Genomic DNA, 13259 nt, shown 5'->3' with positions numbered 1-13259 from the left:
TTAATCGATTTACGAAGCCTGAATCAATCGACTTTCGTTAAGATTTCGTATCCATCTTTTAAGACGATGACACTATGTTCAAATTGAGAAACCAAACTTTTATTTGGTGTGTATAATGTCCAACCATCCTTCTCGTCTTCCATACAAAATTCGTCGCCTGTTGAGATGAACGTTTCAACAGCAATGACTTGTCCTTCTTTTAACAAGTCGTTCTCCTCACGGCTGAAGTAGTTCGAAATCGACTCCGGCTCGCCGTGCAATGTCTTTCCTAAACCATGTCCTGCTAAGTTCCGGATGACGGTAAACCCGCTCTTGCGTGTCTCCGCATAAATCGCTTTCCCGATTTGATTCACCTTTGTCCCGGCTTTAACTTTTTCCAATCCTTTTTCAAGGGCAGTCAACGAGACTTCAACCAGTCGGACATCTTCCGGACGACGGGCTTGTCCTGCGATGACCGTTTTACCCGTGTCGGAGTAGTAACCATTCTTCACGGCCGAGACGTCGACATTCACGATATCTCCCTCTTGGATGACATAGGCACCGGGAATACCGTGTGCGGCCACTTCATTCACACTGATACAAGTTGCCCCCGGAAAATCATACATGACGATCGGTGCGGATTCCGCCCCTTGTTCTTTCAAGATACGTGCCCCGATATCGTCTAGTTCCTTCGTCGTAATCCCTGGTTTAACGGCATTTGCCATCTCATCGCGTGCAATGGCGACAATCCGTCCGATTTCACGTAATGCATCGTAATCATAATCTAACATCATTCATTTCCTCCTCATTCACTCAATCGTTCTTGATATAAATAGTCTGCTGAAATATCAGCAAATAAGAACATCCCATTATTCAGCGGCATACTGAAGGTCCGCGTCTGTTCCCCTGAACTGAAGTCGACGTAACGGTCAGATAAGTATCCGGTATGCCGTCGTTCCATTGCGACCGTCGTTCGGATGAAATACGGTCGGAAACTCCAATTGTACCCCTTGTAAAACGAATAGCGTTTCCAGTCACCGCTTTTTTTGCTGATATTTGATGACTGCTGGAAGCCGTTCGCATCCGTGATATAAAAACGGATGAACTCCGGCTCCATTTTTTTCGCAAGCATCAACAGCCACTCGTCGATGTCTTCCTCCGGTCGAACTGACTGACAGTACTCATTGAATCGAACGGTCCAATCCTGTTCGAGCTGAAACAGCCGGTTCATCTGTTCCCGGTCATACTTATAAAACATCGGGACCTCATGTAGCAGGATTTCCATTCCGGGACACGTCGTTACCCAGTCCGGTGTTGTTTCACCGAGCAGGTTTCCCATATAGTAACGCCCGCCGTGCTGCCAGGCATAACGCAACTGACCAAGATGGCTGATATTTTTGTACAATAACGGTGCCCCGAGTTGATCACAGAGATGTTCCATCGTCTGCAATAAATGCGGGTAGCTGGCCGACACTGTTTTTTTCTCAATCATCGATGCCAAATCGACAATCAACATGTCCGGCGACATCGAAAAGACTCGTTCAAGACTGGTCGCTTCCGCCCGGTCGAGTGCAACTTTCAAACCGGAATTTTGATAATAGGCAACGATTCTCCCGAGTCGATCAAAATCGTCGACTTGAACATCCGTTAATGTGACGTATAACCGGTCTTCCGGAAAATCGATTTGTGCATCCCGCAAGATGCTTAAAAAATCTTCACCGCCGTTCTCAAACAACCAGGCCGGTCGACAGCGGATCAAAACAAACGAATGTGCATCCATCGGTACTTTTTGAAAGGCATGTCGAATGACATGACTCATCACTTCGAGTTGATACTCAATGGGTACATCGTCTTCTTGAAAAAATGGTTTTAATGGTTCTCCCCGGAAGTGGGATTGAATTTCATACCCTTCTACTTTAAAAGGTGCCGCTCCGACAATCGGCTGAAACCAAGCTTCAATTTGTTCGGGATGAACAATGACATCTAAGGCATCCATTCTTCTGCCCCCCTTTTCTCTTGTTCCATCTTATCAAAAAAAGAACCTCTCTGTAATCAGAGAGGTCCCGTCTTTAAAATAAGGTCGTATCTTTTCTGATTGCGATGTAAAGATAAACACCAAATGTCGCTGTAAGATAAATGATGCTGAGGACTCCGTATTGAATACCGGTTGCTCCGCCCTTGCCAATCGCCAAGACAAGAAAGATAATTCCGCCAAATAACAAAGTTGCCAAAGGAATATAACGGAAATGCCCTTTTGTCGTCTGTTCACTAATTCGTTTCGTCGCGACGACTAGTCCAATCAGACAAATGAATGCTATAGCGTAAATAGTATACACAAAATTCCGCCCTCTCTATATTGTTCATTTTAGCACGAGATTTCATAAAAAAGAACCGACTTGTCTGTGACAAATCGGTTCAAACTTCTTACTTTTCAAAACGTGGTTTACGTCCGCCACGGTTGCGATCACTTTCACTGCGGTTACGGCCAGCGTATCCACCTTCACGACGATCTGAAGAAGAAGATGTGCTGCTACGGTTTCCTTCAGAAGGACGACCGCCTTCACGGCGCTCCCCACCACGTGGGTTACTGCCACGGTATCCGCCACTGCTACGGTTAGAAGAAGAACCAGAGCCTGATCCACCTTTGTTACCGTAAGGACGACGGTTACCGCCACCGTTACCACCACCGCTACCAAAACGTTTAACACGAATTGGTTCGATTGACGAAATTTGAACTGGCGTTGCATCCGGCTCTTTCGTTAATCCTTTAAGCGCTGCTGAAATCAATTCAACTGCTTCATACTCTTCAAGAAGTTCTTGAGCGAGTGTTGTATACTCTTGTGAGTTTTTCGCTTCTACACGTTTGATTAACTCTTGTGCAGCAAGTTTCAAGTTACCTTCTAGGATTTCATCAAGTGTTGGTGCATGACGACGCGACATTTTTTTGTTTGTAACACGTTCAATCGTTTTGATCTGACCGAATTCACGTGGTGTAACAAAAGTAATCGCTGATCCTGTTTTACCAGCACGACCTGTACGGCCGATACGGTGAACATAGCTTTCTGGGTCTTGCGGGACATCAAAGTTATAAACGTGTGTAACGCCTGTAATATCAAGACCACGTGCCGCTACGTCTGTAGCTACAAGGATATCGATTGTTCCTTTTTTGAAACGACGGATAACTTGGTCACGTTTTGCTTGTGTTAAGTCACCGTGTAAACCGTCAGCCGTGTATCCACGTTGGACAAGTCCTTCTGTCATCTCATCAACACGTTTTTTCGTACGACCGAAGATGATTGATAGTTCCGGAGAATCCGTATCAATCAAGCGGCAAAGCACGTCGAATTTTTGGTTTTCTTTTAATTCGATGAATGATTGATCGATGTTTTCGACAGTCATTTCTTTTGCTTTTACTTTGATGTGAGTCGGAGTCGTCATGAAACGATCTGCGATTTTACGAATCTGCGGCGGCATTGTCGCAGAGAATAAAAGTGTTTGACGAGTCGGTGGAAGTGTACCTAAGATTTTTTCGATATCTTCCACGAAGCCCATGTTCAACATTTCATCTGCCTCATCCAAGATAACTGTTTGGACGTGGTCGAGGTTTAATGTTTTACGGTTCATGTGGTCCATTAGACGACCAGGTGTCGCGACGACGATTTGCGGGTTCTTACGAAGCGCACGAATCTGACGGTCGATTTGCTGACCACCGTATACTGGCAAGGCATGAACACGTTTCACTTCACCAATGCGGTTTAATTCTTCTGCAACCTGAATCGCAAGCTCACGAGTTGGTGCAAGGATCAATGCTTGGATATGGCGCGATTTTGCGTCAAGACGCTCGATCGTTGGAATACCGAATGCAGCTGTTTTCCCTGTTCCTGTTTGTGCTTGACCGATTAAGTCAACGCCGCTAAGACCGACTGGAATTGTTTCTGCCTGGATTGGAGTTGCTTCTTCAAAGCCCATTTTTAGGACACCTTTGATAAGTGCCTCACTAAGATTTAATTCACGAAATGTTGTCAATGCTAAATACTCTCCTTTGTCATATGAAAAGCGTCTGCCACTAAACAGACGCTACCGTAACGAATACAATCGACTACCTATTATAGCAGAACCTCTTCCTTAAAGATAGGGGCTATTTCTGCATATAATAATGTTTAGGGAAGTCACCATCATAATCGTTGCCATAAGGGCGAGGGAAAGGCATGATGCCCGGACCGTACAACGCTCGAATTCGCGCCGCTTGCCCCCACTAGTGATGGGGTTTTATTTGGAAATGGTCGCCGGTAAGTACCAGCCGCAACCACCAAAATGATGAATTCCTAACTATTTATTCGAAACGTAGGCTTAAGTTGGTCAACTTATTTCGTTAACCGAATACCCGTTTCATGTTTTTCTATTTTTTTGTCTTTCAACAATCGACCTAAAGCACGTTTGAAGGCAGCCTTACTTAGGCCAAATACCTCATCAATCGTCTCAGGAGGTGTCTTATCACCATACGTCATCTGACCATCATGTTCAAGCAGATGATTCATGATCAAATCCGCATCGATGTCGATTGCCTCGTGAGCACGTGGTCTTGCTGAAAGTAATACTGTACCATCTGGCTTCACATTTGTCACCCGTAATTTCATAACTTCTCCAAGTCGGGGCCACCGTTCCATCTCTTGTTCATGGAGAAAACCAATCGTTTGTTCATTGACCCAAACGTTTACACCAGGGTCCCGTTGAGCAAAGACGAGCCCTTCAACATCCATGTTATTCCACTCTTCCGGTGCTGGTTTTGCCTGTAAGTTGAAATAGGCATAGGGAGCCGGATCTCCAAGCAAACGAAGTTTTTGATCGTGCTTCAGGCGGATGTAAAGCTGATCTCCTTCTTCCGGCCAAAATGTCCGGCGCTGTGGCAAATCATCGAGTGATACTAACACGTCTTTTTGAATGCCGATGTTTGCGAACACTCCTGTATTATAACGTGTCCCGTTGATCGTTGTTTTGACGTAATCTTCAAATGACGCTTCTGGAATCGTCATCGAAGAGGCGAGTCGCCCTTCGTTGTCTTGGTAAAGGAAGACCTCTACTTCTTCATCGAGTTCCAGTTTTTTCGTTTGTTCATTATTATGAAGTAAGATGTCTTCTTCCCCGTTACTCAAGAAAACACCAAAATCTGCTTCCCGTTCTACTTTTAATGTGACAACCTGTCCTGCGCGTAATGCCATGAGTGGTCATCTCCCTTCTGTTGTTTCCATCATTTTTCCCGGTTTGTTCGTATCACCTATCATACTATACTCTTTTTCATCCCCTCTCTGACATGAAGCAAAAGTGAACAAATATGACATTTTTGTGAACGGTTCTGATTTGAGTGATTTTTTTGAAAAAAAGAGATATGATAAAACAATAGGAAAAAGAAGGTTTAGTTTAGTTAAATATGGGGGAAAAACATGTTTCATAACATTCAATCGCGTTCTTTCGCAAGACGCTTCACAAAAACATTGGTATTTGCTTTTTTCGCATTCCTCGCAACGATCGGAATCGTTTTTGCAGAAGGCTCGAACAGTACAGACCTGTCTCCGAAGACACCTGCACTCCAACATATCGATACTCCGTAAAATCTACACCAAGCGTGTGGATTTTTTATTTTTCCCGAAGTTTTACAGGGCGATACAGGAAATCATGGTTTCGTCACGAATTCCTTAAAAGATGTATATCATCTAAACAAGGAGGGCATGTCATGTGGTTTTATCTTTTCACGACGTTTACGGGTCTCATCAGTACATATTTGAGTTATACGACCGGCTATTATACAGATTCAATCGGTGTATTTGTTTTTACACTCGCCATTTGCTTATCGCTCTCTTCCTTCAGACAGCTCATTCGGACATCTCACCAGTCCTATCATGAATACGTGCAACACCGTCGAGTCAAAAAACAGTATGAACGTATGAAAAAGCGGGAACAATCGTATCAATTATCTTACGATCAACGGGAATCAATTCCACCACTTGCATTATCAGCGACAGAACAGCATGATAAATAAAGAACCGATTTAACTTCGTATTACTAGGAGGAACTGAGTCATTATGAATGAAATTCCCTTATCCAACGGTTGGACCCTTCGTTACTCGCCTGTCATCGACCTGTGGTTAAAAGAAGACGGCGTCTTGCTTGTCGATCACGAAGATAAGGTCCGACTGACATTAATCCTCGACGAGGAATCGATGGAAATCAAACAGATTGATAATACTAACGCTTCTTTCTCGATTGATCCGACGACCCGTCGCTTGACGTTTGAACTTGGAGAGACCGAAGAAGAGTCTGAACCTCGTTATTGGGAATGATGACGAAGACTGGGTGCGATACCCGGTCTTTTTTTGTACAATAATAACGAAAGAAGAAAAGGAGACTGATGCCACTATGTTACGTACAATCATCTGGTTCATTTTTTTTGGACTGGTTCTACCCCTTACATTACCGTTTCTCCCCGGGGCAAAACGTCGAACGCATGCCGCACGGTACGCGTACACACAAAAAGTTGCTTACGCCTGGGCAAATTCATTACTCCGTCTTGCCGGAGTCAAAGTCCGGATGACCGGTCAGGAACACATTCCGGCCGATCAACCGGTTGTCTTTATCGCCAATCATCAAGGTAATTTTGATGTTCCGATTCTTCTCGGAAAAATTGATAAACCAAAGGCCTTCATCTCAAAAATTGAAGTCAATAAGATTCCCATCGTCAATGTCTGGATGAATCTGATGGGATGTGTCATGATTGACCGCAAAGATCGACGGCAGTCGTTAAAGGCCATCCGGGCTGGAATCGAAACGATTAAAGATGGGCAGTCGATGATTATTTTCCCGGAAGGTACACGTTCTAAGGGCGGTCCTGTCGCCGAGTTCAAGGCGGGGAGTTTTACGCTGGCCACATCAAGTGGTGCACTTGTCGTTCCGATTGCGATTTCGGGCAGTTATCGTGTCATGGAGGAAACCGGACGTATTCGCCCGGCGACTGTTGACGTCACGATTCTAAAGCCGATTGATCCTAAATCAATGTCGCAAAAGGAATTAGTCGTTCTCGTCGAACAACAAATCAAGGAAATTGTAGAAGGAGTCTGACATGTTACTTAAAGTTGATCAACTAAAAAAAGAATTTGCCGATAAAATCGTATTCGAAGACGTGACGTTTTCCGTCAGTCCCGGTGACCGGATCGGAATCATCGGTGTCAATGGTACCGGAAAATCAACGTTACTGCATATATTAGCCGGGCAAGAAACGCCGGACTCGGGTGAGCTGCAACATCCGAATGACTACCGAATCCGTCTACTGTCCCAGTCAACGGATTATCCGGAAGATCAAACGGTCATGCAAGTCTTGTTGTCCGGTAATACACCAACCATCAACGCACTTCGTCACTACGAGGTCGCACGATTGGCGCTTGAGCAAGACCCGAGCAATGAAACGTTATTGACACGGTTCATCAGTGCACAAACAGAAATTGATGCTGCCAATGCCTGGGATACAGAATCCCGCCTCAAAATGATTTTAAACAAACTCGGTATCACGAATCTTGAAGCAACTATCGGTTCGTTGTCAGGCGGACAACGAAAACGTGTCGGACTAGCTGAAGCGTTGCTCGACGAAGCTGATCTTCTACTACTCGATGAGCCCACAAACGAACTCGATGCCGAGACGATTACTTGGCTTGAATCACAAATCAAAGAATATCGCGGGGCGATTTTACTGATCACCCATGATCGCTACTTCTTGAACCGTGTCACGAACCATATGATGGAGATCGCAAATGGAACAGCCTACTTTTATGTCGGTAATTATGAATCGTTCTTGGAAAAGCGTGCGGAACGCCGGGAACGGACAGCCTCTATGGAGGAAAAACGTCAAAATATACTGCGGCGGGAACTCGCCTGGTTACGACGCGGGGCGAAAGCACGGACAACGAAACAAAAAGCACGGATTCAACGCGTCGATGCCTTGCAAGAACTTTCTTACGAAGAAGACGAAGCATCACTCGAAGTTCAGGTCGGTTCAACACGACTCGGTAAAAAAGTCATCGAGGCGGTTGATGTCCGGCATCAGTTTGGCGACCGGACGTTGTTCAGTGACTTCAATTGGCTATTCGGTCGTAAGGAACGATACGGAATCGTCGGCCGAAACGGGAGCGGCAAGTCCACTTTATTATCCATCCTCGCCAAGCGTCTAGAACCGACGGGCGGTGACATTATTCACGGCGAAACCGTAAAAGTCGGATTCTACGGTCAGTTCGCAGAATTCAGTCACCCTAACCGGCGCGTCATTGAAGAAGTCGAACGGATCGCCCAAGTCATCACGACGTTAGACGGTCAAGAAATCACAGCAGGTCAGATGCTTGAACAATTTCTGTTTAAACCAGAAGCACAATATAAACCGATTGGTAAATTATCCGGTGGTGAAAAACGACGGTTAAAACTGCTCACAATCCTGATGGATGAACCAAATGTCCTCTTCCTTGACGAGCCGACCAACGACCTGGATACGGAAACGTTATCCGTTTTAGAAGATTACCTTGATTCGTTCCCCGGAACGGTCATCACGGTCAGTCATGATCGCTATTTCCTCGACCGTGTCGTGAACCGGTTATTGGCATTCGAAAACGGCGATATCGTGTCTTATTATGGTCAATATACCGATTATTTGGAGCAACGGGAACTCCCGTCTACGACTATCGAAACTACGCCTGTCATCAAAGACGCTGCCCCTGTGGAGATACCGCCTGCCGAAGCACCTAAGAAATTAAGTTATCAAGAACAACTCGACTGGAAAACGATTGAGTCTCAAATTGAAGAAGCTGAACTTCAGGCCGAATCTCTTGAACAAAAGCTGGCTTCCTCCGGGAGCGATTTAGGTCAGGTTAACGACCTCTACCAGCAAATCGGACAAGCGAAAGCAAAAGTCGATCAGTTGATGGAATACTGGACTTACCTGTCCGAAAAAGTTGAAGCGTACGAAAGCTATAAAAAGTAATCTTGTTTTCTTATGAATCGTATCCTTTCGTCAACACGACGGACGGATACGGTTTATTTTTTTGAATCACATGAACCGGACAAAAGCAGTGTATGATGAGAAAAAGATAAACAACTCATGTGAGGAGGCAATTTCATGCAACGATCTCCCTATTTCATAAAATGGTTTCCACCCTTACTGATTATTTCCACAGTATTGATGGTAATTTCCTCTGCAAACAAATCGATTCCGAATCTTATCGTTGAGCAAGTCCTACTGTATCTGTCGTTGGCGTTGATTGCCTTTTTTATATTGGTCGCCTATAAACAAGAACAGCTTCTCATCGTTCCAAGACGCAATTTTTGGCTGCTTGCTCTTGGTTCTTTATGTCTATCGGCCATCGGTTCCATTTTAGAAACCATTCATCTGTTCAGCTCGAGCGAAAGTTTTTCCGGACTCTACAGCCTGGTCTTGTTTTCCTTATCACATTACTTATTTTTATATGCTATTTTTTACCGGATTGCTTCTAAAAAAAGTTTTGGTCAACACCTTTTAGCTTTTATGGATGCCCTCATTTTAGTCATTTTTTTCGCACTAATTGCTTATCATATTCTAAATGAACTGATCGATCCCGCAGTCAATCCGTTCCCGTATTCGCTTGTTGTCATCGTCAATACGTCACTCGGTCTGTTTGTTTTCTTTTATTTTTTCTTTATCCAAGACACCCATTGGGTATCACGGACAACTTTACTTCTGCTCTTTTTATCAATTTTCATTCGTGGCCTTTATGAAATATCGTCCGTCTACTTTCCGGCGTTCACGATGCAGTATCTGATTTTCTCACCGATTCTTATCCGTCTGGCCCAAAGTGCGGCCATCCTTTGGCACATTGATCATATCTATGAAGGGACTAACAAGTCGTCTATCGTCCAACGCTCCTGGCTCCCACTGTTATCTTTGCCGTTGTTTCTTCATTATTTCGTCGACGAGGATGGACAAAAACGGGACGTTTTTGTCATCTTGTTGTTATTGATTGTCCGTCAAATCTTCATCACACGGCAACATACATCCATCGTCCATCAGTTGGATACCCGGAATGAACAGTTAGCAATACGGGTTGAGCGGCGAACAGAACAAATTAAAGCCAGCGAACAGCAAGTCATCCCATTGTTCCTCGGACACCCTGACCCCATCGTTCGTTTTAATCAGCATCAAGAACCCATTTTTGCGAATCGGGCTGCTCAACGAATTTTTGGTCTCTCCGCCATGACAATCAACCATTTGACTGACGAATTGCAACATGTTCAGACTGTCTTGCAGACAGGAACGAACCATTATCAAAATGAAGCGAATCAACAATTTGAATTGATTCTGATTCCGATCAAGATTTCTGATACTGCCGTTGGTCACTTCTTAATCCTGCATGATGTGACCGAACGCATGGCACGTCAACAGCAAATCGAATACCACGCTTATCATGACGGTTTAACGCACATCGGCAATCGTCGTTCTTTAGAGAAAACATTCAGTGAAAAAATACCGCCCTTGAATTATTTAGCTTTGATCGACCTGGACGGCTTCAAACAAATTAATGATACCTACGGTCATGAAGCTGGAGACTATATCTTGATAGAAGTAGCGCAACGCCTTGCGAACGAATTATCTGCTGACGAATCGGTTTACCGGCTTGGCGGGGATGAATTTGCTTTACTGACTTCGGCGAAAGATGAAGTTTCATTAAGACGACGCTGTAAAGTTTTCTTGAATGATCTGTCGAAACCTTATCAGTACCACGGACAACGGTTACGTGTATCTGCCAGCGTCGGCGTCGCACGCCACGATCTGGAATCCGATTTAGAACAATGGCTCAAACAGGCTGATTTAGCAATGTATCGTGTGAAACATCAAGGTAAAAATGGAATTGGGATTTATCGTTCCGAGATTGAATGAGTGTACCAGTCCAAAAAAAACGGCCCTTCCGAATGATTACGGAAAGGCCGGTTTTGATTATTCTGGACGTGGTGCGATGTTTCCTTCTTCGATATCGAGTAATAAATCAATCAACTCGGCACAAAATTCGGGATATTGGCGTAACAAGGCATCTTCTCCCACTTCGTCCACGAAATCAGCTAAAAGGATCCGGACTTCTGGAACTAATGCTTTGGCGACTTTCATGTAAGCAATCGCAAAACGCCATTTCCCCGAGATATAAAGAAGTTTACCGACCAACAAATCACCGGGCTCGACTTCAATTTCTGCTAAATCCGTCTGATACGTCTGTTTTGACATGATGTCGACGACCCGCTCTTCCTCAACAACAAACAGGGAGGGAACCGGATCCGCCAAACCTCTCAGCGCCCGATACAGACTTGGTGACATGTCTTCCTTGACCTGTTCTAAAAAGCGGCCGTGAGGCGTTTTCCCTTGTTCATCCGTTTCATAGAAAATCGCCCAATCGACGAATAAATCACGGAACAGTTCGGCGTCTTTCAAATACCAACGTCCTTCTGTTGCGATTTCTTCGATGAATGCCACCCAGTCTGTACTTCTAGCCGTTGCGGCCTCTTGATACATCGTCTTAAGTGCCGTATTCATCTCTGCTTCCGATACAGTCGTCGGAAAAGGGATTATCTTTCGCTCACTTTTCATCGTGTCGGTCCTTTCCGGTGTGGGTTCGCCGGTCGTTTGATTGTTTCGGGTTCCGTGTGTTCCCGTTTCGGAATCACTTCGCCACGATAGATTTCCATCTCTTCCATTTCCACACCCATTTGTTTAGTCAGTGTCTTCAGGTGTTTCAAATCGTGATCCGTGACGAGGGCAAGGACCATACCGGATGCATTCCCGCGTCCTGTCCGTCCTGAACGGTGAACGAAATCGTCAAATGACTCAGGTAAATCATAATGGACGACATGGGTGACCGCTTCGATGTCGAGTCCACGGGCTGCGAGGCCCGTCGTCACGAGCAATGGGAACTCGCCCCGTTTATATGAACGGAGTGTCTCCATCCGTTCCCGTTTTCCTTTTTCGGCGTCAAGAATTCGGTATTTTAATGAGAACTTACTGAGTTCGCCGTTTAATGGTCCAAGGAATGAGCGGTTATTGATGAACGTCAATACTTTCGCTCCCTGCATGTTCGCCAGGCGACGTAAGTATTCCGGTTTAAGACGGCGTGACATTTCGATGTAACCGAATTTCACTTGTGTACTCATCACACGTTCTACTTTAATCCGTGCAGGCTCGTTCGCAAATAATGTTTTTCCCCACTCTGCCGTTCGTTCCGGCAATGTCGCCGAGATGAAGGCCAGCTGACGATCACGAAGTGCACTGTTGGCAATTCGTGTTGCCGAGGCGCTCATGCCGCTCTCATAAATTTGATCGGCTTCATCTAAAACAATCAGTTTTACTTTATGCATCTTCATTTTTTTAGAATCAATCAGTTCGACGAGTCGTCCCGGTGTACCGACGATGATTTGCGGTTTTTTCTTCAATCGTTCATGCTGGCGTTTGAGTTCGACGCCACCAATGAAGGCACCTGATTTAATGCCGCTTCCTTGCGAAAACAGTTGAATGACTTGATGGATTTGCATGACCAGCTCACGTGTCGGTGCTGTAATCACGACTTGGATATGCGGTTCATTTTCATCAATCAATTCTAATGCCGGGATGACATATGCTAATGTTTTCCCAGTCCCGGTCGGTGCTTCGACCAAAACATCTTTTCTTTCGCGTAATAATGGAATTGCCTGTTCTTGAACCGGCATCATTTTTTCGAAGCGGGCGCGCTCCCATGCTTCTGTAATAAAAGGCTTCATAAAGTCCATAACGTGTATTCTCCTACTCTCTTCTGCATCATTCTGTGACATATTCAAATTGATCGGTCGTTTCGTCACGCAGACCACGTAACGTTTGTGTGTATTCGTTTCCTGCGTCGATGAGCCGGATGTGATATACCACTTCCTGGTCATTCTTTATTTCTTCCGTCAAAATATCAAACCCTTGAATGACCCGGTCTTGAAGTTCATCCGCCAGTTTCGGAAACTGACTGAGCACCGGGTAATCGGATCGGACATCACTCGGGCGACGAATCAGCTTCGCCAAGTATTTTTCTTTATATCCGATGAAGTCTTCAAAATCAAAGTCATCTTCAAAACGAATCCAAAATCCATCTTCCTCAAACTCCGTAATCATTCCTGTTCTCGGTGTTCCTTCAGTCGATACTTTTAACGTCACCCAATCACCTGTTCTATAATCGGCACGGTCTTCCAACAGCAAAAAATCCATTTTA

The 13259-nt window shown here is 44.9% G+C and carries 14 protein-coding genes; 6 read left to right on the top strand and 8 right to left on the bottom strand.

From position 1 onward, the window contains the following. Positions 1-23: 23 nt before the first annotated feature. From map to MUN34_RS14800, 5 genes are all read right to left on the bottom strand, one after another. Positions 24-770, bottom strand: a complete 747-nt coding sequence (map, locus tag MUN34_RS14820) for a type I methionyl aminopeptidase (protein WP_200868741.1) — start codon at positions 768-770, stop codon at positions 24-26. A gap of 14 nt (positions 771-784) precedes the next feature. Continuing rightward, positions 785-1975, bottom strand: coding sequence for an EAL-associated domain-containing protein (locus MUN34_RS14815; protein WP_026829154.1), 1191 nt, complete (start codon positions 1973-1975; stop codon positions 785-787). Between the two features lie 73 nt (positions 1976-2048). After that, the gene (locus tag MUN34_RS14810; RefSeq protein ID WP_026829155.1) at positions 2049-2315 is read right to left on the bottom strand and encodes a hypothetical protein; all 267 of its coding nucleotides are present in this window, start codon (positions 2313-2315) and stop codon (positions 2049-2051) included. 88 nt (positions 2316-2403) lie between these two features. Beyond that, on the bottom strand, positions 2404-4005 hold the full coding sequence (gene cshA / locus MUN34_RS14805) for a degradosome RNA helicase CshA (protein ID WP_026829156.1): 1602 nt from the start codon (positions 4003-4005) through the stop codon (positions 2404-2406). 338 nt (positions 4006-4343) lie between these two features. Continuing rightward, positions 4344-5198 carry a S1-like domain-containing RNA-binding protein gene (locus tag MUN34_RS14800; protein ID WP_026829157.1) on the bottom strand — a complete coding sequence of 285 codons (855 nt, stop codon included), beginning with the start codon at positions 5196-5198 and terminating at the stop codon, positions 4344-4346. Positions 5199-5420: 222 nt separating this feature from the next. Here MUN34_RS14800 and MUN34_RS14795 point away from each other — a divergent pair, with 222 nt between their 5' ends. From MUN34_RS14795 to MUN34_RS14770, 6 genes are all read left to right on the top strand, one after another. Continuing rightward, on the top strand, positions 5421-5588 hold the full coding sequence (locus tag MUN34_RS14795; protein ID WP_012369521.1) for a hypothetical protein: 168 nt from the start codon (positions 5421-5423) through the stop codon (positions 5586-5588). A gap of 122 nt (positions 5589-5710) precedes the next feature. Then, the gene (locus tag MUN34_RS14790; RefSeq protein WP_247858191.1) at positions 5711-6016 is read left to right on the top strand and encodes a hypothetical protein; all 306 of its coding nucleotides are present in this window, start codon (positions 5711-5713) and stop codon (positions 6014-6016) included. Positions 6017-6059: 43 nt separating this feature from the next. Next, complete coding sequence (locus tag MUN34_RS14785) at positions 6060-6317, top strand: hypothetical protein (protein WP_012369519.1); 258 nt, start codon at positions 6060-6062, stop codon at positions 6315-6317. 76 nt (positions 6318-6393) lie between these two features. Then, positions 6394-7092 carry a lysophospholipid acyltransferase family protein gene (locus MUN34_RS14780; protein ID WP_247858190.1) on the top strand — a complete coding sequence of 233 codons (699 nt, stop codon included), beginning with the start codon at positions 6394-6396 and terminating at the stop codon, positions 7090-7092. Position 7093: 1 nt separating this feature from the next. Further along, positions 7094-8995, top strand: coding sequence for an ABC-F family ATP-binding cassette domain-containing protein (locus MUN34_RS14775; RefSeq protein ID WP_026829160.1), 1902 nt, complete (start codon positions 7094-7096; stop codon positions 8993-8995). Between the two features lie 135 nt (positions 8996-9130). Further along, entirely contained in the window at positions 9131-10924 is a 1794-nt protein-coding gene (locus tag MUN34_RS14770) for a GGDEF domain-containing protein (protein ID WP_247858189.1), read from the top strand. 57 nt (positions 10925-10981) lie between these two features. On the opposite strand, the gene MUN34_RS14765 is transcribed toward MUN34_RS14770, so the two are convergent. The 3 genes from MUN34_RS14765 to MUN34_RS14755 are packed head-to-tail and all read right to left on the bottom strand — an operon-like array spanning position 10982 to position 13255. Beyond that, complete coding sequence (locus MUN34_RS14765) at positions 10982-11623, bottom strand: hypothetical protein (RefSeq protein WP_026829162.1); 642 nt, start codon at positions 11621-11623, stop codon at positions 10982-10984. Beyond that, a complete protein-coding gene (locus MUN34_RS14760; RefSeq protein WP_131504209.1) occupies positions 11620-12795 on the bottom strand; it encodes a DEAD/DEAH box helicase in 1176 nt (391 codons plus the stop codon). The genes MUN34_RS14765 and MUN34_RS14760 overlap by 4 nt, the downstream gene beginning before the upstream one ends. Positions 12796-12823: 28 nt before the next feature. After that, positions 12824-13255 carry a hypothetical protein gene (locus MUN34_RS14755; protein WP_026829164.1) on the bottom strand — a complete coding sequence of 144 codons (432 nt, stop codon included), beginning with the start codon at positions 13253-13255 and terminating at the stop codon, positions 12824-12826. Between the last annotated feature and the right edge of the window lie 4 nt (positions 13256-13259).

The organism is Exiguobacterium sp. 17-1, from assembly GCF_023096305.1.
GTDB classification, from domain to species: Bacteria; Bacillota; Bacilli; order Exiguobacteriales; family Exiguobacteriaceae; genus Exiguobacterium_A; species Exiguobacterium_A sibiricum_A.
The sequence above is the reverse complement of the archived record's forward strand: the minus strand, read 5'-3'. Positions and strand labels throughout refer to the sequence as shown.

What these genes read in the sequence shown, in the direction of transcription:
- map (WP_200868741.1), bottom strand. Translation starts at nt 770, where the DNA reads ATGTTAGATTATGATTACGATGCATTACGTGAAATCGGACGGATTGTC.
- MUN34_RS14815 (WP_026829154.1), bottom strand. Translation starts at nt 1,975, where the DNA reads ATGGATGCCTTAGATGTCATTGTTCATCCCGAACAAATTGAAGCTTGG.
- MUN34_RS14800 (WP_026829157.1), bottom strand. Translation starts at nt 5,198, where the DNA reads ATGGCATTACGCGCAGGACAGGTTGTCACATTAAAAGTAGAACGGGAA.
- MUN34_RS14795 (WP_012369521.1), top strand. Translation starts at nt 5,421, where the DNA reads ATGTTTCATAACATTCAATCGCGTTCTTTCGCAAGACGCTTCACAAAA.
- MUN34_RS14790 (WP_247858191.1), top strand. Translation starts at nt 5,711, where the DNA reads ATGTGGTTTTATCTTTTCACGACGTTTACGGGTCTCATCAGTACATAT.
- MUN34_RS14785 (WP_012369519.1), top strand. Translation starts at nt 6,060, where the DNA reads ATGAATGAAATTCCCTTATCCAACGGTTGGACCCTTCGTTACTCGCCT.
- MUN34_RS14780 (WP_247858190.1), top strand. Translation starts at nt 6,394, where the DNA reads ATGTTACGTACAATCATCTGGTTCATTTTTTTTGGACTGGTTCTACCC.
- MUN34_RS14775 (WP_026829160.1), top strand. Translation starts at nt 7,094, where the DNA reads ATGTTACTTAAAGTTGATCAACTAAAAAAAGAATTTGCCGATAAAATC.
- MUN34_RS14770 (WP_247858189.1), top strand. Translation starts at nt 9,131, where the DNA reads ATGCAACGATCTCCCTATTTCATAAAATGGTTTCCACCCTTACTGATT.
- MUN34_RS14765 (WP_026829162.1), bottom strand. Translation starts at nt 11,623, where the DNA reads ATGAAAAGTGAGCGAAAGATAATCCCTTTTCCGACGACTGTATCGGAA.
- MUN34_RS14760 (WP_131504209.1), bottom strand. Translation starts at nt 12,795, where the DNA reads ATGGACTTTATGAAGCCTTTTATTACAGAAGCATGGGAGCGCGCCCGC.
- MUN34_RS14755 (WP_026829164.1), bottom strand. Translation starts at nt 13,255, where the DNA reads ATGGATTTTTTGCTGTTGGAAGACCGTGCCGATTATAGAACAGGTGAT.